Here is a 24,967-nt window from a genome sequence, read left to right on the forward strand (position 1 = left end):
CGTAGCCGCGATGGCCGTCATGACCGTGCGTCAAGTGGGCTATTGGGCATCCGTTCGGCCTATTGATGAGATCGCATTCGGCGCATTGGGCTGCACGGGGGGCGCGCGAGGCGCACATTCCGGGGGCCCGCGCTACCAATGCATGAACACTGTGGAACAGGTCCATTTCCGATGGCTCATCCGCTCAGGACAAAGCCCGAAACTACTGTCGTACCGCTGCAAAAGTCTTGTCCCCGGTGCGAGGATGACTCAAGGTCGTTGATGCTGCGGGGAGTGCGGCGGCGGGTGGCGTCCGCCTTGAAGCAGCACGTCCGAATCCTTTTCGCGTTGATCGTTCCCCTTCTTCTTAGCCCATTCGGCGCCCACCGCGCACCGACGCGTGTCCTCGTACCCGGCCTGCTCGTTCACGGGTGGACCGGGTCGCCCAGGGGCGTGCCCCTGGAGGCGCGCGCCGGGACGCGCACGGGCTCCGGGCGTCCCGCCGCGGGCTCGGCGGGCGCCGGGCAGGTTGCCGGGGACAGCGACGCGGGCAGGCTTCCGGTCGCACGTCCTCCCCACCCAGCAGTCCTCCCGGTACTCCCCTGGCCCATCCCGGCCCGCGGGAGCTGCCGCCGATCTCGGGCAGGAGTTTGACATGCACGGCGACACGCGGGACCAGTCCACACCGGTGGCCGACGCCATCGACGCAGCGGTCGCGGAATCCGCCGGACGGATGGATTCTGACACTCGGACGGATCCGGCGATGCCGGCGCCGCGGGCCGGGGCGGTCCACGGCGAGCCGACCGGCGCGGCCCGAGAACCCGGGTCCGAGGAGGGCCGGTCGGCGACACCGCGCAGGCGCACCACCACGACGCGCCGCGCCGCCGCCACCGCGAAGGCCACCGCCGACGCCGCCGAGGCCACCGCCGACGCCGCGCCGCGCAAGGCCCCCGCCCGCAAGCCCGCCGCCCGCAAGACGACAGAGAGCGACACCGTGATCGGCCGCATCCCCGTCCTGGACGTCAGCCCCCTCGTCGACTCCGGCCGCCGCCCGGCCAAGGCCGTCGTCGGCGAGACCTTCCTGGTCACCGCGACCGTGTTCCGCGAGGGCCACGACGCCGTCAACGCCAACGTGGTGCTGCGCGACCCGCGCGGCCGCAGCGGCCCGTGGACACCGATGCGCGAGCTGGCCGAGGGCACCGACCGCTGGGGCGCGCACGTCACTCCGACGGCCCCCGGCCGCTGGTCGTACCTGGTCGAGGCCTGGAGCGACCCGATCGCCACCTGGCGCCGGACCGCCGCCGTGAAGCTGCCCGCCGGGATCGACACTGTGCTGGTCCTGGAGGAGGGCGCCCGACTGCTGGAGCAGGCGGCGAACGGGGTGCCGAAGAAGGAGGGCCGGGCGCACGTGCTGGCCGCCGCCGACGCGCTGCGCGACCCCGGGCTGCCGCCGCTGTCCCGGCTGGCCGCCGCGCTCGCCCCCGAGGTGCTGGAACTGCTGGACCGCCACCCGCTGCGCGAACTGCTCAGCGCCTCCCGCCCGCTGCCGCTCCAGGTGGACCGCGAGCGCGCGCTGTACGGCTCCTGGTACGAGTTCTTCCCCCGGTCGGAGGGCGCGGTGGTGGACCCTGGCGGCGTCGAGCCGCCGCGCTCGGGCACCCTGCGCACCGCCGCCGAGCGGCTGCCGGCCGTCGCCGCGATGGGTTTCGACGTGGTCTACCTGCCGCCGGTCCACCCGATCGGACGAGCCTTCCGCAAGGGCCCGGACAACACCCTGACGGCCGGTCCGCACGACGTCGGTTCGCCGTGGGCGATCGGCTCCCCGGAGGGCGGCCACGACGCGATCCACCCGGACCTCGGCACCATCGAGGACTTCGACCACTTCGTCACCGAGGCCCGGGACCTGCACCTGGAGGTGGCGCTGGACTTCGCCCTCCAGTGCTCCCCCGACCACCCGTGGGTGAACAAGCACCCGGAATGGTTCAACCACCGCGCGGACGGCACCATCGCGTACGCCGAGAACCCTCCGAAGAAGTACCAGGACATCTATCCGGTCAACTTCGACCAGGACATGGATGGAATCGTCAAGGAAACCATCCGGATCCTCCGGTTCTGGATGTCCCACGGCGTTCGGATCTTCCGGGTCGACAACCCGCACACCAAGCCGGTGGTGTTCTGGGAGAACGTGCTCGCCGACATCGCCCGCACCGACCCGGACGTCGTGTTCCTGGCGGAGGCCTTCACCAGGCCCGCGATGATGCACACCCTGGGGAAGATCGGCTTCCACCAGTCGTACACGTACTTCACCTGGCGCACCACCAAAACGGAACTCACCGAGTACCTCACCGAACTCACCGGTGACGCCGCCGCCTACATGCGGCCCAACTTCTTCGCCAACACCCCGGACATCCTGCACGGCTACCTCCAGCACGGCGGCCGGGCCGCGTTCGCCGTCCGCGCCGTGCTCGCCGCCACCCTCTCCCCCAGCTACGGCGTCTACGCCGGCTTCGAGCTGTACGAGAACGAGCCGGCCCACCCGGGATCCGAGGAGTACCTGCACTCGGAGAAGTACGAGCTGCGCCCGCGCGACTGGGCCCGTACCGACTCCCTCGCCCCGCTGCTCACCGTGCTGAACCGGCTGCGCCGGCGCCACCCCGCCCTGCAGCAGCTGCGCAACCTGCGCTTCCACCCCACCGACAACGACCAGGTGCTCGCCTACTCCAAGACCGCGACCACCCCCGAGGGCCTCGCCGACCAGGTCGTCACCGTGGTCAACCTCGACCCGTACCAGGTCCAGGAGGCCACCGTCACCCTCGACGGCGACGGCCCGTACGCGGTGCACGACGAGCTCACCGGCGCCGTCTACACCTGGGGCCGGCACAACTACGTCCGGCTCGATCCCTCAGCCGAGCCGGCTCACCTCCTCACGGTTCGGAGGAACCCAGCGTGACAGTGAACGAGCCCGTCCCCGACATCTTCCCGGAGACCTCGAAGAAGAACCTGGACCCGGAGTGGTTCAAGCGTGCGGTCTTCTACGAGGTGCTGGTGCGATCCTTCCAGGACAGCAACGGCGACGGGGTCGGGGACCTGAAGGGGCTCACCACCAAGCTCGACTACCTCCAGTGGCTCGGGGTCGACTGCCTCTGGCTCCCGCCGTTCTTCGCCTCGCCGCTGCGCGACGGCGGGTACGACGTGGCCGACTACAAGTCGGTGCTGCCGGAGTTCGGCGACCTCGCCGACTTCATGGAGTTCGTCGACGCCGCGCACGCCCGCGGCATGCGCGTGATCATCGACTTCGTCATGAACCACACCAGCGACCAGCACCCGTGGTTCCAGGCCTCGCGGGCGGACCCGGACGGCCCGTACGGCGACTTCTACATGTGGGCCGACGACGACAAGCAGTACCCGGACGCCCGGATCATCTTCATCGACACCGAGACCTCCAACTGGACCTACGACCCGGTCCGCAAGCAGTACTACTGGCACCGGTTCTTCTCCCACCAGCCGGACCTCAACTACGACAACCCCCGCGTCCAGCAGGAGATGATCGCCGGGCTGCGGTTCTGGCTCGACCTCGGCATCGACGGCTTCCGGCTGGACGCGGTGCCGTACCTGTTCGCCCGCGAGGGCACCAACTGCGAGAACCTGCCGGAGACGCACGAGTTCCTCAAGCGGGTCCGCAAGGAGATCGACGCCGACTACCCCGACACCGTGCTGCTCGCCGAGGCCAACCAGTGGCCCGAGGACGTCGTCGACTACTTCGGCGACTTCACCGCGGGCGGCGACGAGTGCCACATGGCGTTCCACTTCCCGGTGATGCCCCGGATCTTCATGGCCGTGCGGCGGGAGTCCCGCTACCCGGTGTCGGAGATCCTCGCCAAGACCCCGCAGATCCCGGGCGGCTGCCAGTGGGGCATCTTCCTGCGCAACCACGACGAGCTGACCCTGGAGATGGTCACCGACGAGGAGCGCGACTACATGTACGCGGAGTACGCCAAGGACCCCCGGATGCGCGCCAACGTGGGCATCCGGCGCCGGCTCGCCCCGCTGCTGGAGAACGACCGCAACCAGATCGAGCTGTTCACCGCCCTGCTGTTCTCGCTGCCCGGCTCGCCGGTGCTGTACTACGGCGACGAGATCGGCATGGGCGACAACATCTGGCTGGGCGACCGGGACGGCGTGCGCACGCCGATGCAGTGGACCCCGGACCGCAACGCGGGTTTCTCCTCCGCCGACCCGGGCAGGCTCAGTCTGCCGCCCATCATGGACCCGGTGTACGGCTACCAGGTGACCAACGTCGAGGCGCAGCAGAGCAGTTCGAGTTCGCTGCTGCACTGGACGCGTCGCATGATCGAGATCCGCAAGCTCAATCCGGCGTTCGGCCTCGGCACGTACACCGAACTGCCCTCCAGCAACCCCGCCGTGCTGGCCTTCGTGCGCGAACACGAGGGGGACCTGGTCATGTGCGTGAACAACTTCTCGCGGTTCGCGCAGCCGACCGAGCTGGACCTGCGGCAGTACGGCGGACGGTACCCGGTCGAGCTGATCGGCGGGGTGCGCTTCCCCTCGATCGGCGAGTGGCCCTACCTGCTCACCCTGGCCGGCCACGGCTTCTACTGGTTCCAGCTCCGGCAGCCCCCGCGCCTGAGCGGGACGAGGCGCTCGAAGTAACGATCCGCCACATCCGGCCCCAACAGCACCACCAGACCCTCCGGGGGCGCGAGTTGAACCCCTGCGCCCCCGGAGTTCTCTGCACCACCGCGTACGGAGAACAGCCCAACGGCCACCCACACGAAGGCGTGACACCTGAGCCCCGCTCGCGTGCCGCCGCCGCCGCGCCGCCGAAATCCGGAAGACTGACGGACCCGGCCAGACCCGTCGGGCCGTCCGCCCGCTTCCGGGGAAAGGGAGTCATGTCCGAAACCTCCCGTTCTCAAGCCCATGTGCAGCACGACACCCCCGCCGAATCCGCCGCGTCGGCGGGCCCGCGGAGCACCGGGGCCCGGAGAACCGCCCTGGGGGTCAGCGAACTCGTCCAGGCGGCCCTGCCGCTGATCGCCGAGTGGCTCCCCACCCAGCGCTGGTACGCCGGGAAGGGACGGCCCATCACCGGCCTCACCCCGATGGTCGGAACCCCGCTGCAGGTCGGCGACCCGGCCCTGCTGCACCTGCTGCTGCGGGTCGAGCACGCCACCACGGCCGGCGCCCCGCACGGGGACATCTACCAACTCCTGCTCGGCATCCGCTCGGACGGGCCCGCGGACATCGAGCCCAGCGCCGTGCTCGGCCGGCTCAGCCAGGGCCCGTACGACGGCGCGGCGCTCTACGACGCGGTGCACGACCCCGAACTCACCGGGCGGCTGCTGGAACACCTGGCCACCGGCGACCGGTTCGGCTCGCTGTCCTTCCGCCGCACCCCCGGCTCCGGGCTCCCCGCCAACCTCCCCGGCCGCGCCTCCACCGCCGAGCAGTCCAACAGCTCGGTCATCTACGGCACCTCGTACATCCTCAAGCTGTTCCGCCGCATCCACCCCGGCACCAACCCCGACCTCGAACTCTCCCTCGCCCTCTCCCGGGCCGGCTCCACCCGGATCCCCCGGGTCGCCGCCTGGTTCGAGAGCCGGATGGAACGCGCCGAACCCGCCACCCTCGGCCTGCTCCAGCGCTACCTGCCGGACGCCGAGGACGGCTGGGAGCTCGCCCTCGATCAGGTCGGCCGGCTCAAGGGCGACCCCTCCCCCGGCAACTTCGCCATCGAGGCCCACCGGCTCGGCCGGGCCACCGCCGAGGTGCACCGGGTCCTGGCCCGGTCGATGCCGGTCGCCCGGCTCGACCGCGCCCAGACCAGCCGGCTCGCCACCACCATGGCCGACCGGCTGGACAGCGCCGTCGCCGCCGTCCCCGGGCTGCTGCGCTACCGGGCCGCGCTGCGCACCGCCTTCCAGCAGCTCGCCGACGCCCACCCGGACGGCCTGCCGGTCCAGCGCATCCACGGCGACCTGCACCTCGGGCAGGCCATGCGCACCCCGCACGGCTGGGTGCTGCTGGACTTCGAGGGCGAACCGGCCAAGTCCGTCAACGAGCGCCGGGAGCCGCAGCCCGCGCTGCGCGACATCGCCGCGATGCTCCGCTCCTTCGACTACGCGGCCGCCCACCTGCTGGCCGGCGGCCCGGTCGACCCGGAGCTCGCCCACCTCGCGGCCGCCTGGGCGCAGCGCAACCGCACCGCCTTCTGCGCCGGCTACACCGCCGGCGGCGGCGCCGACCCGGCGGCCTCGCCGGAGCTGATGCGGGCCCTGGAAATCGACAAGGCGGTGTACGAGGTGGTCTACGAGGCCCGGCACCGGCCGAGCTGGCTGCCGATCCCGCTCGCCGCGATCAACCGGCTCGCCCTCACCGTGTGACCGCCCCGGCCGCACCCGCACCCCCGGTTCCGCCGCCCTGGAGTTTGCCCACCCCCCGTCGCAGGAGGACCCAGCCGTGACTCCGCTCGATCCGCCCGGCCGCACCACCCGCCCCGTACCGGCCACCTTCCTGGCCGGCCCGGACTCCCCCGGGCCCGAGCCCACGACGCCCCGGGCGGCCGCGGAGCCCGAGCCGGCCGCCGAGCCCGGGCCGGTCGCGGCCCCGCCCACGGCCTCGCTGCGGCTGCCCGAGGCGCCGCTGCCGCCGTCCGAGGTGGACCGGCTGGTCGGCGGGCAGCACCACGACCCGCACGCCCTGCTCGGCGCCCACCCGGTGCACGGCGGCACCGCGATCCGGGTGCTGCGTCCGTTCGCCGAGCGGGTGGTCGTCGAGACCGCCCAGGGCCCGGCCGAACTCACCCACCAGCAGGGCGGCCTGTTCACCGGGCTGGTGGCCGGCGGGAGCGTGCCGGACTACCGGCTGCTGGTGACCTACCCCGGCGGCGAGCCGCTGGTCCAGCACGACGGCTACCGCACCCCGCCCACCCTCGGTGAGCTCGACCTGCACCTGATCTCCGAGGGCCGGCACGAGCAGCTGTGGCGGGCGCTCGGCTCGCACCCGCGCACCGTCGACGGCGTCGCCGGCACCGCCTTCGCGGTCTGGGCGCCGAACGCCGTCGGGGTCCGGCTGATCGGCGACTTCAACCACTGGGACGGCACCGGGCACCCGATGCGCTCGCTCGGCTCGTCCGGGATCTGGGAGCTGTTCGTCCCGGGCCTCGGCGAGGGCGCCGCGTACAAGTACGAGATCCACACCCGGCAGGGCTGGGTGCTCGACAAGGCCGACCCGCTGGCCCGCGCCGCCCAGTGCCCGCCCGCCACCGCCTCGGTGGTCACCAGCTCCGACTACCGCTGGCAGGACGGCGAGTGGATGGCCCGCCGGGCCCGCACCGCGCACCACCGGGCGCCGATGTCGGTGTACGAGCTGCACCTGGCGTCCTGGCGGCCGGACCTCACCAACTACCGCGCCATCGCCGAGGAACTCCCGCGCTACCTCAAGGAGTTGAACTTCACCCACGTGGAGTTCATGCCGGTGATGGAGCACCCCTTCGGCGGCTCCTGGGGCTACCAGGTGTCCGGTTACTACGCCCCCACCGCCCGGCTCGGCGGCCCGGACGACTTCCGCCACCTGGTGGACACCCTGCACCGGCACGGCATCGGCGTGATCGTCGACTGGGTGCCCGCCCACTTCCCCAAGGACGCCTTCGCGCTCGCCCGCTTCGACGGCGAGCCGCTGTACGAGCCCGCCGACCCACTGCGCGCCGAGCACCCCGACTGGGGCACCCTGGAGTTCGACTACGGCCGCAAGGAGGTACGCAACTTCCTCGTCGCCAACGCGGTCTACTGGTGCGAGGAGTTCCACATCGACGGCCTGCGGGTGGACGCCGTCGCCTCGATGCTCTACCTCGACTACTCCCGCGAGGGCGGCGCCTGGACGCCCAACCAGCACGGCGGCCGGGAGAACCTGGACGCCGCCGCGTTCCTGCAGGAGATGAACGCCACCGTCTACCGGCGCTGCCCCGGCGTGGTCACCATCGCCGAGGAGTCCACCGCCTGGGACGGCGTCACCCGCCCCACCGACGCCGGCGGCCTGGGCTTCGGGCTGAAGTGGAACATGGGCTGGATGCACGACTCGCTGGTCTACATGTCCAAGGAGCCGGTGCACCGCAAGTACCACCACAACGAGATCACCTTCTCGATGGTGTACGCCTACTCGGAGAACTACATCCTGCCGATCTCGCACGACGAGGTGGTGCACGGCAAGCAGGCGCTGGTGGCCAAGATGCCCGGCGACTGGTGGCAGCAGCGCGCCAACCACCGCGCCTACCTGGGCTTCATGTGGTCCCACCCGGGCAAGCAACTCCTCTTCATGGGGCAGGAGTTCGCCCAGGGCGCGGAGTGGCACCACGAACAGGGCCCGCAGTGGTGGGTGCTCGACGAGCAGTGGCCGGCCCACCAGGAGCACCTCGGCGTGCGCCGACTGGTCCGCGACCTCAACCGGCACTACCTGGACACCCCCGCCCTCTGGGAACGGGACGCCACCCCGGACGGCTTCCGCTGGCTCGACGGCGGCGCCGCCGAGGACAACCTGCTCTCCTACGCCCGGTACGCGGCCGACGGCTCGCCACTGGTCGCGGTCTGCAACTTCTCCCCGGTCGTCCGGCACGGCCACCGGGTCGGCCTGCCCGCCCTGGCGGGCCGCGACCAGCTGTGGGAGGAAGTGCTCAACACCGACGCCGAGGCCTACGGCGGCGGCGGCATCGGCAACTCCCACCCGGTCAAGGCCGACCCGACCCCCTGGAACGACCAGCCCCGCTCCGCCGAACTGGTCCTCCCCCCACTCGCCACCCTCTGGCTCCGCCCGGCCCGCTGAGGCTCCTCCGCGCCGGAACCGGACGGCGGCACTTCGGACGTCCGACGTCCGAAGTACCGCCGTTCGCCGTGTGTGTGGGGGGGTCGCGACTGCGACCGCGGCCGCGCAGAGCCCGCAGCCCCCGTCCCGCCGCGGGACCTTCGTCCCCTTGCCTCCGCCGGGTCGCTCTGCTCGCGGACACCCGTTCGCGGTGCGAAGGTATGGTCGATATGGCCATATTCCGAGACGACGGGACGGAGACACCCACGTGGCGCGCAGCGTGTACGTGACCGGCATCGACCGGGGGGACGGCCGGCAGGCGGTCGAACTCGGGGTCATGGAACTGCTCACCCGCCAGGTGGACCGGGTCGGGGTGTTCCGCCCGCTGGTGCACGCGCACGCGCCCGGGGCGCCGGGCTCGGACCACGTGGTCGAGCTGCTGCGCGGCCGGTACCGGATCGACCTGCCGAGCTCCGAGCTGTACGGGCTCACCTACGAGGAGGCCGCCGCGCTGCAGGCCGCCCAGGGGCAGGACGAGCTGGTCTCCACCCTGGTCGACCGCTTCCGGGCGCTGGAGCGGCACTGCCAGGCGGTGCTGGTGCTCGGCACCGACTTCGCCGACACCAACATCCCGGACGAGCTGGCCTTCAACGCCCGGCTGGCGAACGAGTTCGGCGCCGCCGTGCTGCCGGTGGTCGGCGGGCACGCCGAGGACCCGGAGGCCGTGGTCGCCGAGGTCCGCAACGCCCACCGGGCGTACACCGACCTGGGCTGCGAGACCCTGGCGATGGTCGCCAACCGGGTCGCCCCGGGTGCCAAGCAGCGGATCCAGCGCAAGCTCACCGAGAAACTGCCGGTCCCCGCCTACGTCATACCGGAGGAGCCGGCGCTGGCCGCGCCGACCGTCGCCCAGCTGGTCGAGGCGACCGGCGCCGACGTCCTGCTCGGGGACGCCGCCGGCCTGGCCCGCGACGTCCGCGGCTTCGTCTTCGGCGGCGCCATGCTGCCGACCTTCCTGGACGCCCTGACCGAGGGCGCCCTGGTCGTCACCCCCGGGGACCGCGCCGACCTGGTGATCGGCTCGCTGGCCGCGCACGCCGCCGGCGCCCCGCCCATCGCCGGCGTACTGCTGACGCTCGGTCAGCACCCCGGTCCGAACGTGCTGGCGCTGGCCGCCCGGCTCGCCCCCGGCACCCCGGTCGCGGTCGTCCCCGAGGGCAGCTGGCCGACCGCCGCCACCCTCACCCACCTGGAGGGCAAGCTCACCGCGGCCAGCCCGCGGAAGGCCGAGATCGCCCTCGGCCTGTTCGAACTGCACGTCGACACGGCCGAGTTGACCAACCTGATCGAGGTCGGCCGGTCCGAGCGGGTCACCCCGATGATGTTCGAGCACGAGTTGCTGGAGCGGGCCCGGGCGAGCCGGCGGCACGTCGTCCTGCCGGAGGGCACCGAGGAACGGGTGCTGCGCGCGGCCGAGATCCTGCTGCGCCGCAACATCTGCGACCTCACCCTGCTCGGCGAGCCGGACGCGGTGCGCCGCAAGGCCGCGAGCCTCGGCATCGACCTCCCGCAGGTGGGGGCACCTCCCGGCCAGCAGGCTGGCGGAGAGCCGGGCGCCGACCGCGCCCAGGTCCGGATCGTCGACCCGGCCACCAGCCCGCTGCGCCGCCAGTTCGCCGAGCTGTACGCCCGGCTGCGCGCCCACAAGGGGATGACCGTCGAGCTCGCGCTGGACGTGGTCACCGACGTCTCGTACTTCGGCACCCTGATGGTCCAGGAGGGCATCGCGGACGGCATGGTCTCCGGCGCGGTGCACTCCACCGCGGCCACCATCCGGCCCGCCTTCGAGGTGATCAAGACCTCGCCCGGCGCGTCCATCGTGTCGAGCGTCTTCTTCATGTGCCTGGCCGACAAGGTGCTGGTGTACGGCGACTGCGCGGTCAACCCCGACCCGGACGCCCAGCAGCTGGCCGACATCGCGATCCAGGCCGCCGCCACCGCCGCCCAGTTCGGGGTCGAGCCGCGGATCGCGATGCTCTCGTACTCGACCGGCACCTCGGGCTCCGGCGCGGACGTCGACAAGGTCCGCAAGGCCACCGAGCTGGTCCGCGAGCTGCGGCCGGACATCCTGGTCGAGGGCCCGATCCAGTACGACGCGGCGGTGGACGCCCACGTCGCGGCCACCAAGCTGCCGGGCTCGCCGGTGGCGGGCCGGGCCACCGTGCTGATCTTCCCGGACCTCAACACCGGCAACAACACCTACAAGGCGGTCCAGCGCTCGGCGGGCGCGGTGGCGGTCGGCCCGGTGCTGCAGGGGCTGCGCAAGCCCGTCAACGACCTCTCGCGCGGTGCGCTCGTCCAGGACATCGTCAACACCGTCGCGATCACCGCCATCCAGTCCCAGGACCGCAAGGAGCCGCAGGCATGAGCGAAGGTACCCGCGTTCTGGTGCTGAACGCCGGCTCCTCGTCGGTGAAGTACCAGCTGATCGACATGCTGGACGGCGCCCGGCTGGCCTCCGGCCTGGTCGAGCGGATCGGCGAGTCCAGCGGGCGGCTGGTGCACACCCCGCACTCGGGCGAGCCGCGCGAGACCCTGCAGGTCTTCCCGGACCACGCCGCCGCCCTGAAGGCCGTCGCCGAGGAGCTGGCCGCCGACGGCCTCGGGCTGGACTCCCCCGAGCTGGCCGCGATCGGCCACCGGGTGGTGCACGGCGGAAAGCGGTTCACCGAGCCGACCGTGATCACCGACGACGTGCTCAAGGAGATCCGCCGGCTGATCCCGGTCGCCCCGCTGCACAACCCGGCCAACATCACCGGCATCGAGGTGGCCCGCGCGCTGCGCCCGGACCTCCCCCAGGTGGCCGTCTTCGACACCGCCTTCCACGCCTCGATGCCCGAGTACTCCGCCCGGTACGCGATCGACAAGGCCGTCGCCGACGAGCACCGGGTGCGCCGCTACGGCTTCCACGGCACCTCCCACCAGTACGTCTCGCGGGCCACCGCCCGGCTGCTCGGCAAGGACCCGGCCGAGGTGAACGTGATCGTGCTGCACCTGGGCAACGGCGCCTCCGCCTCGGCGGTCAGCGGCGGTCGCTGCGTGGACACCTCGATGGGCCTGACCCCGCTGGAGGGCCTGGTCATGGGCACCCGCTCGGGCGACATCGACGCCGGCGTGGTCTTCCACCTGCACCGGGTCGGCGGGCTGTCCATCGACGAGATCGACGACCTGCTCAACCGCCGCAGCGGCCTGCTCGGCCTGTGCGGCGACAACGACATGCGCGAGATCATGCGCCGGGCCGAGGCAGGGGACGCGGACGCCCGGCTCGCCTTCGACTCGTACATCCACCGGCTGCGCAAGTACATCGGCGGCTACTACGCGGTGCTCGGCCGGGTGGACGCGATCGCGTTCACCGCGGGCGTCGGGGAGAACGCTGCGCCGGTGCGCGCGGCGGCCACCGCCGGGCTGGAGGAACTGGGTATCTCGGTCGACCCCGAGCTGAATTCGGTGCGCTCCGGCGAGGCCCGGATCATCTCGCCGGCGTACGCCCGGGTGACGGTCGCCGTGGTGCCCACCGACGAGGAACTGGAGATCGCCCGACAGGCCTTCGCCCTGGTGCACCGGCAGTCCGGGGGCTGACGAGACGTCGTCTCGACCCCCGGAATCCTTCGTCGGCGATTCCTCACGATTCGTGCCGAATGCACCTATAACACGAACGGATAGACTGATCCATATGCGCCGAGCGAAAATTGTCTGCACCCTGGGTCCGGCGACGGACTCCTACGAACAGCTGAAGGCCATCGTCGAGGCGGGCATGAACGTCGCCCGACTGAACATGAGCCACGGCAACCACGCGGACCACGAGGAGCGGTACCGCAAGGTCCGCCAGGTCTCGGAGGACACCGGCAAGGCCATCGGCGTCCTGGCCGACCTCCAGGGTCCCAAGATCCGTCTGGCGACCTTCGCCAACGGCCCGGTGACCGTCGACAACGGCGACGAGTTCACCATCACCACCGAGGACGTCCCCGGTGACCAGCACATCTGCGGTACCACCTACAAGGGCCTGCCTGGCGACGTCAAGCCCGGCGACCCGATCCTGATCAACGACGGCGTCATCGCCCTGGAGGTCGTCAGCGTCGACGGCCCGCGGGTGAAGACCGTGGTGATCGAGGGCGGCGTGCTCTCGAACAACAAGGGCATCAACCTGCCCGGCGCGGCCGTGAACGTGCCCGCCCTGTCCGAGAAGGACAAGGACGACCTGCGCTTCGCGCTGCGCCTGGGCGTCGACATGATCGCCCTGTCCTTCGTCCGCAACGCGGACGACATCAAGGACGTCCACGAGGTCATGGACGAGGTCGGCATCCGCGTGCCGGTCATCGCCAAGATCGAGAAGCCGCAGGCCGTCGAGGCCATGGAGGAGATCGTCCTCGCCTTCGACGCCATCATGGTCGCCCGCGGCGACCTGGCCGTCGAGTACCCGCTGGAGCGGGTGCCGCTGGTCCAGAAGCAGCTGATCACGCTGGCCCGCCGCAACGCCAAGCCGGTCATCGTCGCCACCCAGATGATGGAGTCGATGATCCACGCCTCGCGCCCGACCCGCGCCGAGGTCTCCGACGTCGCCAACGCCATCCTGGACGGCACCGACGCGGTGATGCTCTCCGCCGAGTCCAGCGTCGGCAAGTACCCGATCGAGACCGTCCGCACCATGAGCCGGATTGCCGAGAAGGCCGAGGAGGAGCTGCTCTCCCAGGGCCTGCAGCCGCTCAACCCGGGCCGCAAGCCGCGCACCCAGGGCGGCTCGATCGCCCGCGCCGCGTGCGAGCTGGGCGACTTCCTCAACGGCCAGGCGCTGGTCGCGTTCACCAAGTCCGGTGACACCGCCCGCCGCCTGTCCCGCTACCGCTCGCCGATCCCGGTGATCGCGTTCACCCCGGACGTCGCCACCCGCAACCAGCTCTCGCTGAGCTGGGGCGTCGAGGCGCACGTCACCGAGCAGGTCGAGACCACCGACGAGATGGTCGCCCAGGTCGACCGCGAGCTGCTGAACATGGGCAAGCTCGCCGAGGGCGCGACCGTCATCGTCACCGCCGGCTCGCCGCCCGGCATCCCCGGCAACACCAACATGGTCCAGGTGCACCACCTGGGCACCCGGGGCGAGTAGCACCCGGTCGCACCAGCGCCCGTGGGGCGGTCCTCCGCAGTGGAGGACCGCCCCACGGGCGTTTCCGGGCCGTGTCGGCGCCCGGGGCCGTCACTTGTCGCTGTACGGCGCGTCGTCGTTGAACAGGTGCATGCCGGGGATGGTCAGCGTGCCGCCGAACTGGCCGGCCTGCTTGGCGGTGACCCCGGTCAGCTCCAGGTCCAGCGGGATCGGGATCGAGCCGATCAGGTCGTACAGCCAGCGCGGCAGGGTGTCCGGGGTGAGCGTGATCTCGCCCAGGTCGATCGGGATCGGCAGGCCGAGCAGCTTGGAGAGGTGGCCGGACAGCCGCTCCACGTACATCGTGACCGGGCCCTTGCGCATGGTCGAGGTCGATCCCCGGGCCCCCTGCACGTGGAAGGTCTTGCCGTTGCCCTCCAGGGTCGACATGTCGAGGTTCTCGATGTCCACGCTGTCGACCACGAACTTCAGCACCCGCTTGGTGCCGGTCGGGGTCCGCACGTCGTAGACGCCGTGGAAGACGGCGCCGTGCAGGCCGAGCCGGCTGGTCTGCAGCGTCCAGTTCTGCTCCGGGACGACGTCCCCGGTGGCGGGCGCGCCGGCGGTCAGGCCTCTGGTGTCCACCGCACAGTTGGGATTGGCACTCGGCGAGGCGGACGGGGTGCCGGAGGCCGCCGTGGACGGAGTGGCGCTTCCGGAGGCGGCCGCGGACGGGGTCGTCTTCGGGCTCGCCTTGCCGCTCGGCTTCCCGGTCGCGCCACCGTCCGCGGACGGTGGCGCGGTGGGCGAGGCCTGGTCACCCGCCGGGGTCCGGTCGCCCGCGCCGCCGGCGGGCGGCTGGGCGGCGGGCTGCCCGTCGGCCGGGGCTCCGGTGGTCGGGGCCTGCGGCTGGGCCGGCGTCCCGGCCCGCGGCGCAGGGGCGGTCGGAGCGGGGGCCTGGGTGGTGGTCGGCGCCGTGGCGGCCGACTTGGCGCTCGACGACGGGCTCGGCGAAGCACCCGGGTTCAGCAGGTGGTCGATGCCGCCCACGAGGTCGTCGATCAGCCCGGCCCGGCTGGCCGTACCGGGCCCGTCGGCGCCGCCCTGGTAGACCGCGCTCGTCGTGCCCGAGCCGCCGGTGGCGGCGGAGCGGGTGGCCGGCGGGGTCGTCGGGGCGGTGGCCGCACCGGTCGGGGTCGCGGTCGGGGGCGCGGTGGCGGTCGGCGTACCGGCCGGCGCGGAGGGCTGTTGGGCGGGCCCGGTGGTCGGCGTCTGGGTGGGAATCGCGCTCGGACCCGTCGAGGGCGCCGCGGCCGGGCCGGGCGGCGGCTCGGGCAGCTCGCTCTTGGGGACGGGCGTCTCCAGCGGCGCGACGTCCGGGACGGCGGCGGGCGCGGTGCCACAGGCCTTGCCCGACTCGGCGACCGCCGGGTTGGGGGTGTACGCGGCAGCCATCAGCAGTGCGGTCGGCACCGCGGCCATCGCCAGCGCGCGGCCTCTCAGCCGGACCCGTACGGGCGTGCGCGGGGCCGCGTGCCGGCCGGAGCGCTGCGGTTGATCCTCCGACATGCTCACCGCGTCTCCTTCGGGTCCGCGGCAGCGGCCTGCTCGTTCGACGCGGCCTGTGCGGGCAGCTTCGCGATGGGCGCCTCGACGGCCGCGGACTCGGCGACGACGGTCTCGGCAGCGGGGGCCTCCGTAGCAGGGGTCTCGGCGGCGACGCTCTCGGCGACGCCGGCCTTGGCCGCCTTCGGCTCCGCCAGCGGCGCCCAGGACGCCATCAGACCGCCGCCGATCAGCCCCGGCAGCAGCGCCAGGCCGAAGCCGGCCAGGTTGGAGACCGGGATCGAGACCAGCGTCAGCAGGGTGGTGGCGACCCCCGCGAAGACCCGCACGGTCGGCTGGAACCACGCGGTCAGCCCGAGCACGATCAGCAACACACCGATGATCAGCGATCCGGCGCCCGCCGTGGTGGCCATGGCCACCGTCATGCCGCCCAACGAGAGCTTGGCATACGGGAAGTACATGATCGGGACGCCGGCGATCATGGCCAGCAGGCCGCCGTAGTACGGCCGCGTCCGACGGAAGGTACGGAACACCCGGCGCAGCCACTGGACGGGGTTCTCGTGCTCGGCGGGCCGGTATGAGGCAAGGGCGCTGGACACGATGCAGCTCCTCGATGGTGTGAACGAGGGATGGACGAGACACGGGATCCGGAAACGGCGCACGCACCGTCCCCGGTCCCACAGGCGCCGTCAGAGCGGCGGGCCGGGCCCGGCCCGCCGCCCGTCAACGGCCTAGTAGCACTCGCCGGTGCCGTCGGTGTGCAGCGCGAGCTTCAGGCCGGGGAGCTTGAAGGTGCCGGCCGAGGTGGCCCAGGCGGTCTGCTGCACGTTGTACAGGTCGGCCTTGTCGGCGGCCTGGGCGAAGCCGGTCGCGCCGGACGGCAGACCGCCGAGCTTCGACTTCCAGCCCTGGGTGGCCTCGCCCTTGAGGGTCGAGGCGTCCTGGCCGATGTTGATGTTGGTGAACTCGGCGTCCGCGTTCAGCTGGTCGAGGTCGATCAGCAGGTTCTTGGCGTAGACCTGCTTCTTGACGTCGTCGCTGTTGCCCGCCTCCAGACGCAGGATGATCTTGGGCAGCTTCCACGGCAGGCCGGGGATGATGTTGGGGTCGGTCACCACCGACTGGCAGAGGCCCTTGATGGTGGCCTCGTCGAACGCCGAGACGGCGACCGGGTGCGGAGTGCCGTTCACCTCGGCGTCGATCGAGCCGAACTGGGCGAAGTTCTTGCCGTGCAGCTCCGGCGTGGTGACCTTGAAGCTCTGGCCGGAGACGCTGAACGAAGCCGCCAGCGCATTGTTGGCCATGGCGACGCCGACCATCGCGGTGGCCGCGATGCTCGGCACCATCACCAGGGCGAAGCGCTTCCAGCGGGTCTTGCCGTAGGTCTGGGACATGCGAGTCCTCCTTCTAGGACGTACATCTCCGGCTCCCCGGCGGCGCGTCCCGCGCCGGTGGGGGCCTGGGATGGGAGAGAGCTACGTCCTCGGTAGCGGAGAGCGCCTTGGGCGTCGTCGGACGCGGGAGCGGCCGGCGTACGGCGGCACTCCCGTTCCTCCACCGGCCGTCCTTGCGGAGCGGCGGGCAGGACCGACGACATCGGCGATCACCCCCGAGCGACAACCAGCGACCGCGCAGGGCCGCGCGGCCGGTCGAAGGACAGGAACCGCCGTGGGACCGCGGATACCCCCCTGCCCTCCCTACCGCCGACCGGAGCCGGCGGAGCACCCGGTGGGGATCCCGCACTCCGCATGGCCGACCGGCTTGTCGGAGGGTGTGGAGGCTGGGACCGGGCGTCGCCGATCGTGCTCGAATCCCGGGCGAAGCACAAGAGGTTCCTTACTGACGGGTAATGCAACACCCGGCGGCGTTGATCATGGAATCGGCCCGACATGCACCGTCCGTGACGCCTTGAAGGAAACGTGACGACGAAATCCGCCGGAAACACCAGCGAAACACCCGTGGACGGTCACAAGTTGTGACCGTCCACGGGTGTTGTCAAGATTTGGTAAACCTCTGTCCGGTTGACCGGATTGTCGCCAAATCACCCGGCGACACCGCAGGTCATCCGCCGTGCCAGGACCCGCTCGGAGCCCGGCCCGGAGAGGGCGTCAGAACAGCACGCGCGCCAGCGCCGTCCGGGCCGCGGTGACCCGCGGGTCCTCCGGGCCGATCACCTCGAACAGCTCCAGCAGGCGCAGCCGGGCGGTGTCCCGGTCCTCGCCGGCGGTCCGGCCGACAGTGTCCACCAGGCGGCCGAAGGCGTCCTCGACGTGACCGCCCACCAGGTCCAGGTCGGCCGCCTGCAGCTGGGCCGTCACGTCCTTCGGGTCGGCCGCGGCCGCCGTGCGGACGGTCTGCGGGTCCATGCCCTCGATCCGGTGCAGCAGTTCGGCCTGGGCGAGGCCCAGCTTGGCCTCGGTGTTGCCCGGCTGGTCGGCCAGCACGTTCCGGTAGGCCTGGATGGCGCCGCCCAGATCGCCGCTGTCCAGCGCGTCGTGCGCGGCGGCCAGCGCCGGGTCCTCCGGTCGCTCCGGGGCGGCGGCCGGGGCCTCGCCCGCGGCCGCGGCGCCGCCGACCACGCCGAAGCGCTGCTCGGCGACCAGGATCAGCTGGTCCAGCACCTTGCGGACGTTGGCCGCGCTCTCGGCGCCCTGGAACAGCGGCACCAGCTGGCCGGCCACCACGGCCATCACGGCCGGGATGCCCTGGATGCCGAACTGCTGGGAGATCAGCGGGTTGGCGTCCACGTCGATCTTGGCGAGCACGAAGCGGCCGGCGTACTCCTCGGCCAGGCCCTCCAGGATCGGGCTGAGCTGCTTGCAGGGCCCGCACCACTCGGCCCAGAAGTCGATGACGACCGGCACCTCGGTGGAACGCTGGACGACCTCGGTCTCGAAGGTGTCCTCGGTGACGTCGATGACGAGCGAGTAGGCGGACTGGGCGGGGGCGACTCCGGCCGCCTCCGCGGCGGCCGCCTGACGGGCCCGCTCGACCCTGGCCTGCTCGGCCTTCTGGGCAGCCTCGCCGGCTGCCTTCACTGCGGCGAGGTCGACCGCACCGCGCAGGGCGGAGCTGTTGGGACGCGAATTCCGTGGCTGCATGGCACCATCCTCCCCCGTCCGCGCCGCCTGCGGGCACCAACCTCCGGAAAGTCGCCCCGCGCGGGCCGCGCGGCGCGGGTTCCCGGGCGCCGTGACCCTCCCCCGGTAGCCTGAACCGTTCTGCGCGGATCCCCACCCGCGCCCGCGCCGCCCCGTCCCACGGGTGCGGCGCCTGGTTGTCACTGCTTTCGCTACGAGTCGTAGCGTAACTGGATCCGGGGCCCCGGCCGCAAGCCCCGCCGGGAGTTCGGGAACGTGAGCTGCCCCACTTTCCCGGGCGGCCCGGCTGCCCGGATCGACGATCAGCCGCTACGGTTACCAGCCCCACCCATGTTACTCACCAGTAGAGCGCAAGGAGGCCCGGTGCCGGCCCCCCAGCCCCCCGCGAGCCCGGACGTCCCCGCCCCGGAGACCCCGGACGACCCCGCCCCCGCGGCGGGCACCGCCGCCAGGGCCAAGGGGCGCCCGCGCAGCGCCGCCGCCGACCGCGCGATCCTCGACGCCACCCGCGAGGCCCTGGCCGAACTCGGCTGGGGCGGGCTGACCATGGGCCACGTCGCGATCCGCGCCAAGGTCGCCAAGACCACCCTCTACCGCCGCTGGCCCTCCAAGAACGAGCTCGTGGTGGACGCCGTCGCCAGCCTCTTCGACGACCTGGTGATGCCCGACCTCGGCAGCCTGCGGGCCGACATCGAGGCCGTGGTCGCCCAGTTCGCCGACCTGCTGGCCCGCCCCGAGAGCCAGGCCGCGCTGCTCGCGCTGTTCGCCGAGGGCACCCGCGACCCGCACCTGCGCCGCCGGATCCGCGAGGCCATCGTCGACCCGCAGAAACGGCTGGTCCGGCAGGGCCGGGCGGCCGCCCAGGCCCGCGGTGAACTCGCCGCGGACACCGACCCGCGGACGGCCGGTGAGGAGATCGACATCATCTTCGACACCATCGCCGGGACGGTCGAGCACCGCGTCCTGGTCAGCGGCGAGCCGATCACCGCCGACTGGACCCGCCGCTTCACCGACCTGCTGCTCGGCCCGTTCCCGAGCCTGCTGTCCGGCTGAGGGCACGGCGGAGCCGCCCCACGCACGGTGCGTACGGGGGCGGCTCCCGGGCCGGTCGTCAGAAGGCCGCGTTCTCCTGGTACGTGCCCCACTCCTGCCGCAGCGCGTTGCAGATCTCGCCCAGGGTCGCCTCGGCGCGCACCGCGTCCAGCATCGGCGGGATCATCGACTCGCCCGAGCGCGCGGCCGCCAGCATGGCGTCCAGCCCGGCCCGCACCGCCGCCTCGTCCCGGCCGTCCTTGCGCTCCCGCAGCACCCGCACCTGCTCGCGCTCGACCTCGTGGCTGACCCGCAGGATCTCCAACTCGGGGGTGACGCTGCGCGGGTGGCAGTTGACGCCGACCACGCGCTTGTCGCCCTTCTCCACCGACTGCTGGTACTGGAAGGCCGCCTCGGCGATCTCGCCGGTGAACCAGCCCTCCTCGATCCCGCGCAGGATGCCGGCGGTGATCGGGCCGATCTCGTGGTCCTCGCGGCCCTTGTCCAGGATCCGCTGGAAGATCGCCTCGGCCTGCTGCTCGATCCGGTCGGTGAGCGCCTCGACGTACCAGGAACCGCCCAGCGGGTCGGCCACGTTGGCGACGCCGGTCTCCTCCATCAGCACCTGCTGGGTACGCAGGGCGATCTCGGCGGCCTGCTCGGAGGGCAGCGCCAGGGTCTCGTCCAGGGCGTTGGTGTGCAGCGAGTTGGTGCCGCCGAGCACCGCGGACAGCGCCTCGACGGCGGTGCGGACCACGTTGTTGTACGGCTGCTGCGCGGTCAGCGAGACGCCGGCCGTCTGGGTGTGGAAGCGCAGCCACTGCGCCTTGTCGGTCTTGGCACCGAAGCGGTCGCGCATCCAGCGGGCCCAGATCCGGCGCGCGGCGCGGAACTTGGCGATCTCCTCGAAGAAGTCCAGGTGCGCGTCGAAGAAGAAGGACAGACCGGGCGCGAAGACGTCCACGTCCAGGCCGCGGGACAGGCCCAGCTCGACGTAGGCGAAGCCGTCGGCGAGGGTGTAGGCCAGCTCCTGCGCGGCCGTCGCGCCGGCCTCGCGGATGTGGTAGCCGGAGACGGACAGCGGCTTGTACGCGGGAATGCCCTGGGCGCAGTACGCCATCAGGTCGCCGATCAGCCGCAGGTGCGGCTCGGGGGCGAAGAGCCACTCCTTCTGGGCGATGTACTCCTTGAAGATGTCCGTCTGCAGGGTGCCGTTGAGCACTGCCGGGTCGACGCCCTGGCGCTCGGCGGCGACCAGGTACATGCAGAAGATCGGGACGGCCGGGCCGCTGATCGTCATCGAGGTGGTGACCTCGCCGAGCGGGATGCCGGCGAACAGCACCTCCATGTCGGCGGCCGAGTCGATGGCGACGCCGCAGTGGCCCACCTCACCGAGCGACTTCGCGTCGTCGGAGTCGTACCCCATCAGGGTGGGCATGTCGAAGGCGACCGAGAGGCCGCCGCCGCCCGCCTCCAGGATCATCCGGTAGCGCTCGTTGGTCTGCTGCGCGTTGCCGAACCCGGCGAACTGGCGGATGGTCCAGGTGCGGCCCCGGTAGCCGGTGGGGTGCAGCCCGCGGGTGTACGGGTACTCGCCCGGCCAGCCGATCCGCTCGAAGCCCTCGACGGCCTGCCCGGGGGCGGGCCCGTACACCGGCTCGACCTCGTCACCGGAGAGGGTGGTGAAGTCCGCGTCCCGCTTGCGGGCGCTGTCGTACCGCTGCTGCCAGCGCTGCCGTCCGCGCTCGATCTCCTCGGCGTCCATGGGCCCCGAACTCCGCTCCGTACGGCCGCCACGGCACCGGGGCGGCACAGCTATTAGGACGTCCTACTAATTTACTCGGGCGTCCTACCAGCTGTCGATGGATACCGGGGCCGAAACGCCGGGGCCCGAAACACGAAGCACCCCTCCCCCCGGTCGGGGAAGGGGTGCTCACGGGCCTCGGACTCGCGGGCCTCGGACTCACGGGCCTCGGGTCAGACGCCGGCGGGCTGGCGGGCGCCGGCGCCGGCCGGGAGCTGCTCGGCGGCCTCACGGACCACCTTGCGCTCGAAGACGAAGGACGCGAACGGGATGCAGCCGGCCGCCAGGGTCAGGATCATCCGGCCGAGCGGCCACTTCAGCTTCTGCCCGAGCAGGAAGGTCACCACGAAGTACCCGATGTACAGGTAGCCGTGCAGCATCGCGACGTACATGGTCACGTCCTTGGCCGTGTCGAAGCCGTACTTCGCGACCATGAAGCCGCAGAAGACCAGCAGCGCCACACCGGTCGCAATGGCCAGGGCCCGGTACCAGCCCAGCAGGGGGGTCGCCTTCATACTCTTATCGCCTCGCTCGGCAGGATCGGCCGGTGCGCCAGGATCCGCGCACCGCTCCCACGAGGGTAGCCGTCCTCACGGCCGCTCCCGCGCAGCCCCCTCGTCGCGGTCGTCGGTGAAGTCGCCGGCGGCGATCCGCAGCGGCCTGAGCAGTTCGAACACCTGGCGACACTGCTCGGTGTCGTACTCCTCCAGCCCGAACTCCATCGCCATGAGCTCCCGGGTGGCCTCCTCGACCGCCTCGCGGCCGCGGCCGGTGATCGCGGCGAGCACGCCGCGGCCGTCCAGCGGGTTCGGGCGGCGGGCGACCAGGCCGGCCCGCTCCAGCCGGTCGACGGTGTTGGTGACGCTGGTCGGGTGGACCATGAGCCGCTCGCCGATCTTGGACAGCGAGAGCTCGCCGGTCCGGCTGAAGGTCAGCAGCACCAGCGCCTCGTACCGGGCGAAGGTCAGCCCGTACGGCTTGAGCACCGCGTCGACCCTGGAGAGCAGGATCTGGTGGGCGCGCATGATCGAGGTGATCGCCGCCATCGAGGGGACCCCGCCCCAGCGGCGGGTCCAGAGCTCGTCGGCGCGGGCGATCGGGTCGAAGTCGAGGGCTAGGGGCTTGGGCACCTCCTTACCGTACCGGCGGAAGGGACGTGTGCTACCAGCTGTCCTGATGGTGGACAAGCGCAACGCGTGGCGGGAACCCGCCAATCGGGCGGCCAGGTCCATACCTGGACATTGCGCCGGTGTGAATGCACGACAACACGACCGGGGCGTGCCGGAGTTGGCGGCCGATCGACCCGCAGCCGCACTACCAGGCCTCGGTTCGGACGGTAACCCGCTGAAAGTCAGGGTGATTCGCCCCTTTTGTCGGTCCGTTCACAATCCGCCCGACTGGCGGGACTTGGCCAATTCATGAGCAAGACCTGTCATTTGATTTGCTCGATTGTCATGCTTTCGGCCAGCCCCGTCCGGCAGCCACCACCCCCACCCATCGGTGACCTGCCGCTCGACCGCACGGGGCCCGCACGTCAGCGCCCGTCCCGCCCCTCAGGTGCCGACCCCGGCCCCCGGGACGCGGTGCGACCGCCCACACGCGGTTTCCCGGAAGGACTCGTCCGTGAAGCGAAAGCTCGCAGCAGTCGCCGTACTCTCCGCCACCGCCCTGCTCACCGGCGTGGTCCAGGTGAGCACCGCCGCCCAGGCCAGCCCGATCCCCGCCCTGCAGGCGCAGGCCGCCGAGCAGCACGCGGCGGCGCTCGCCCTGGCGGGCGGCCAGTCCGGCCCGCTGGCGAAGGCGCTCGCCCTCGGCGGGCAGGAGCAACTGGTGGCGAAGGACGCCGTGGTGGACCAGGACGGCACCCGGCACCTGCGCTTCGAGCGCACCTACGCCGGCCTGCCGGTGCTCGGCGGTGACCTGGTGGTGCACCAGAGCGCCCGCGGTGCGGTGGAGTCGGTCGACAAGGCGGTCACCGCGCAGCTGAGCCTGCCGAGCCTGACCCCGCAGATCCCGGCCGACCAGGCCGCCGCGCAGGCCACTGGCGCGGTCCAGGCCACCGTCGGCGTCGTCGCCGACAAGGACGAGTCCCCGCTGACGGCCGTGCACCAGACCGGCAAGGCCGAGCTGGTGGTCTGGGCGAGCGACGGCAACCCGCGCCTGGCGTACCGGACCACCGTCGAGGGCGTGCGCGCCGACGGGACCCCGAGCAGCCAGCTGCTGGTCACCGACGCCGCCACCGGCGCGGTGCTCTCCACCCACGAGCAGGTGCAGACCGCAGCCGGCACCGGCAAGGGCGTGTTCGTCGGCAGCGTCCCGCTGACCACCACCCAGAGCGGCTCCTCGTACCAGCTGAAGGACGCCACCCGCGGCGGCCAGTCGACCGTCAACCTGAAGAACAAGACCTCCGGCACCGGCACCCTGGTCGCCAACTCGACCGACACCTTCGGCAACGGCCTGGCCTCCAACGCCGAATCCGCCGCGGTGGACGCCCAGTACGGCGCGGCCGCCACCTGGGACTTCTACAAGAACACCTTCGGGCGCAACGGCATCAAGAACAACGGCGTCGGCGCGACCAGCCGGGTGCACTACGGCTCCAACTACGTCAACGCGTTCTGGAGCGACGCCTGCTTCTGCATGTCCTACGGCGACGGCAGCGGCAACACCCACCCGCTCACCGAGATCGACGTGGCCGGCCACGAGATGAGCCACGGCGTCACCGCCGCCACGGCGAACCTCAACTACTCCGGTGAGTCCGGCGGCCTCAACGAGGCCACCTCGGACATCTTCGGCACCATGGTCGAGTTCTACGCCAACCTGCCCGCCAACCCGCCGAACTACTGGATCGGCGAGCTGATCAACCTGAACGGCGACGGCAGCCCGCTGCGCTACATGGACAAGCCCAGCAAGGACGGCGGCTCGGCGGACGCCTGGTACTCCGGCGTCGGCAACCTGGACGTCCACTACTCCTCGGGCATCGCCAACCACTTCTTCTACCTGCTGTCCGAGGGCAGCGGCGCGAAGACCATCAACGGCTTCAGCTACAACAGCCCGACCTCCAACGGCTCGACGGTCACCGGCATCGGCCGGGACAAGGCCGCGCAGATCTGGTACCGCGCGCTGACCGTCTACTTCACTTCCACCACCAACTACGCGGGTGCCCGCACCGGCAGCCTGAAGGCCGCCGCGGACCTGTACGGCGCCACCAGCGCCGAGTACCAGGCGGTCGCGGCCGCGTGGAGCGGCGTCAACGTCAACTGACGTACGACGCACGATGACAGGACGCCCGCACGCCCGAACGCCGCCCGGTGGCGGAGTCCCGCCAGCCGGACGAACCGCCCGTAGCGGGGCACTGGGCGGCAACCGAACCATCCGCACCAGCGCTGGCGATTGTCGGCCAATACCCGACAGCACCCTGTCATTTCCTGTCATCGATTGTCATGCTTCTGTCCAAGCCCCGTCCGACGTTCCGTCACCCCCACCCGTCGACGGACCGTCAGTGGCCGCACGGGAGCAGCACGTCCGCGC

At 71.9% G+C, this 24,967-nt stretch carries 16 protein-coding genes; 9 read left to right on the forward strand and 7 right to left on the reverse strand.

Annotated elements, in window-relative coordinates; translation table 11 throughout:
• The first annotated feature begins 973 nt into the window (after nucleotides 1-973).
• From ACIOJE_RS05445 to pyk, 7 genes are all read left to right on the forward strand, one after another.
• The gene (locus ACIOJE_RS05445; protein ID WP_400773928.1) at nucleotides 974-2,929 is read left to right on the forward strand and encodes an alpha-1,4-glucan--maltose-1-phosphate maltosyltransferase; all 1,956 of its coding nucleotides are present in this window, start codon (nucleotides 974-976) and stop codon (nucleotides 2,927-2,929) included.
• A complete protein-coding gene (gene treS, locus ACIOJE_RS05450; RefSeq protein ID WP_280675937.1) occupies nucleotides 2,926-4,650 on the forward strand; it encodes a maltose alpha-D-glucosyltransferase in 1,725 nt (574 codons plus the stop codon). Before ACIOJE_RS05445 ends, treS begins: the two co-directional genes overlap by 4 nt.
• A gap of 242 nt (nucleotides 4,651-4,892) precedes the next feature.
• The gene (locus ACIOJE_RS05455; protein WP_400668065.1) at nucleotides 4,893-6,383 is read left to right on the forward strand and encodes a maltokinase; all 1,491 of its coding nucleotides are present in this window, start codon (nucleotides 4,893-4,895) and stop codon (nucleotides 6,381-6,383) included.
• Between the two features lie 76 nt (nucleotides 6,384-6,459).
• Entirely contained in the window at nucleotides 6,460-8,817 is a 2,358-nt protein-coding gene (glgB, locus tag ACIOJE_RS05460) for a 1,4-alpha-glucan branching protein GlgB (RefSeq protein WP_400773521.1), read from the forward strand.
• Between the two features lie 247 nt (nucleotides 8,818-9,064).
• The gene (pta, locus tag ACIOJE_RS05465) at nucleotides 9,065-11,224 is read left to right on the forward strand and encodes a phosphate acetyltransferase (protein ID WP_400773524.1); all 2,160 of its coding nucleotides are present in this window, start codon (nucleotides 9,065-9,067) and stop codon (nucleotides 11,222-11,224) included.
• Nucleotides 11,221-12,435 carry an acetate kinase gene (locus ACIOJE_RS05470; RefSeq protein ID WP_400773526.1) on the forward strand — a complete coding sequence of 405 codons (1,215 nt, stop codon included), beginning with the start codon at nucleotides 11,221-11,223 and terminating at the stop codon, nucleotides 12,433-12,435. The genes pta and ACIOJE_RS05470 overlap by 4 nt, the downstream gene beginning before the upstream one ends.
• A 94-nt stretch (nucleotides 12,436-12,529) precedes the next feature.
• The gene (gene pyk / locus ACIOJE_RS05475) at nucleotides 12,530-13,957 is read left to right on the forward strand and encodes a pyruvate kinase (protein WP_400773529.1); all 1,428 of its coding nucleotides are present in this window, start codon (nucleotides 12,530-12,532) and stop codon (nucleotides 13,955-13,957) included.
• A gap of 90 nt (nucleotides 13,958-14,047) precedes the next feature.
• On the opposite strand, the gene ACIOJE_RS05480 is transcribed toward pyk, so the two are convergent.
• The 4 genes from ACIOJE_RS05480 to ACIOJE_RS05495 all read right to left on the reverse strand — a co-directional run bounded on the left by ACIOJE_RS05480 (nucleotide 14,048) and on the right by ACIOJE_RS05495 (nucleotide 18,603).
• Nucleotides 14,048-15,505: a hypothetical protein gene (locus tag ACIOJE_RS05480; RefSeq protein WP_400773531.1), complete on the reverse strand. Its 1,458-nt coding sequence runs from the start codon at nucleotides 15,503-15,505 to the stop codon at nucleotides 14,048-14,050.
• A 2-nt stretch (nucleotides 15,506-15,507) separates the two neighbouring features.
• The gene (locus ACIOJE_RS05485; RefSeq protein ID WP_400773534.1) at nucleotides 15,508-16,101 is read right to left on the reverse strand and encodes a DUF6114 domain-containing protein; all 594 of its coding nucleotides are present in this window, start codon (nucleotides 16,099-16,101) and stop codon (nucleotides 15,508-15,510) included.
• A gap of 132 nt (nucleotides 16,102-16,233) precedes the next feature.
• Nucleotides 16,234-16,896, reverse strand: a complete 663-nt coding sequence (locus ACIOJE_RS05490) for a DUF6230 family protein (protein WP_280675958.1) — start codon at nucleotides 16,894-16,896, stop codon at nucleotides 16,234-16,236.
• 714 nt (nucleotides 16,897-17,610) lie between these two features.
• On the reverse strand, nucleotides 17,611-18,603 hold the full coding sequence (locus ACIOJE_RS05495) for a tetratricopeptide repeat protein (RefSeq protein WP_280675960.1): 993 nt from the start codon (nucleotides 18,601-18,603) through the stop codon (nucleotides 17,611-17,613).
• Between the two features lie 363 nt (nucleotides 18,604-18,966).
• On the opposite strand from ACIOJE_RS05495, the gene ACIOJE_RS05500 reads away from it, so the two are divergent.
• Nucleotides 18,967-19,656: a TetR/AcrR family transcriptional regulator gene (locus ACIOJE_RS05500; protein ID WP_400773538.1), complete on the forward strand. Its 690-nt coding sequence runs from the start codon at nucleotides 18,967-18,969 to the stop codon at nucleotides 19,654-19,656.
• Nucleotides 19,657-19,714: 58 nt separating this feature from the next.
• Here the strand turns inward: ACIOJE_RS05500 and ACIOJE_RS05505 are convergent, their stop codons facing one another.
• The 3 genes from ACIOJE_RS05505 to ACIOJE_RS05515 all read right to left on the reverse strand — a co-directional run bounded on the left by ACIOJE_RS05505 (nucleotide 19,715) and on the right by ACIOJE_RS05515 (nucleotide 22,569).
• Complete coding sequence (locus ACIOJE_RS05505; RefSeq protein ID WP_280675962.1) at nucleotides 19,715-21,400, reverse strand: methylmalonyl-CoA mutase; 1,686 nt, start codon at nucleotides 21,398-21,400, stop codon at nucleotides 19,715-19,717.
• A 212-nt stretch (nucleotides 21,401-21,612) separates the two neighbouring features.
• The gene (locus tag ACIOJE_RS05510) at nucleotides 21,613-21,954 is read right to left on the reverse strand and encodes a DUF3817 domain-containing protein (RefSeq protein ID WP_280675964.1); all 342 of its coding nucleotides are present in this window, start codon (nucleotides 21,952-21,954) and stop codon (nucleotides 21,613-21,615) included.
• 75 nt (nucleotides 21,955-22,029) lie between these two features.
• A complete protein-coding gene (locus tag ACIOJE_RS05515; protein WP_280675966.1) occupies nucleotides 22,030-22,569 on the reverse strand; it encodes a MarR family transcriptional regulator in 540 nt (179 codons plus the stop codon).
• 493 nt (nucleotides 22,570-23,062) lie between these two features.
• Between ACIOJE_RS05515 and ACIOJE_RS05520 the strand changes: the two genes are divergently transcribed.
• Nucleotides 23,063-24,700: a M4 family metallopeptidase gene (locus ACIOJE_RS05520; RefSeq protein ID WP_400773542.1), complete on the forward strand. Its 1,638-nt coding sequence runs from the start codon at nucleotides 23,063-23,065 to the stop codon at nucleotides 24,698-24,700.
• Nucleotides 24,701-24,967 lie beyond the last annotated feature (267 nt).

Origin of the sequence: Kitasatospora sp. NPDC087861 (assembly GCF_044742585.1) — a bacterium.
Classification (GTDB): domain Bacteria; phylum Actinomycetota; class Actinomycetes; order Streptomycetales; family Streptomycetaceae; genus Kitasatospora.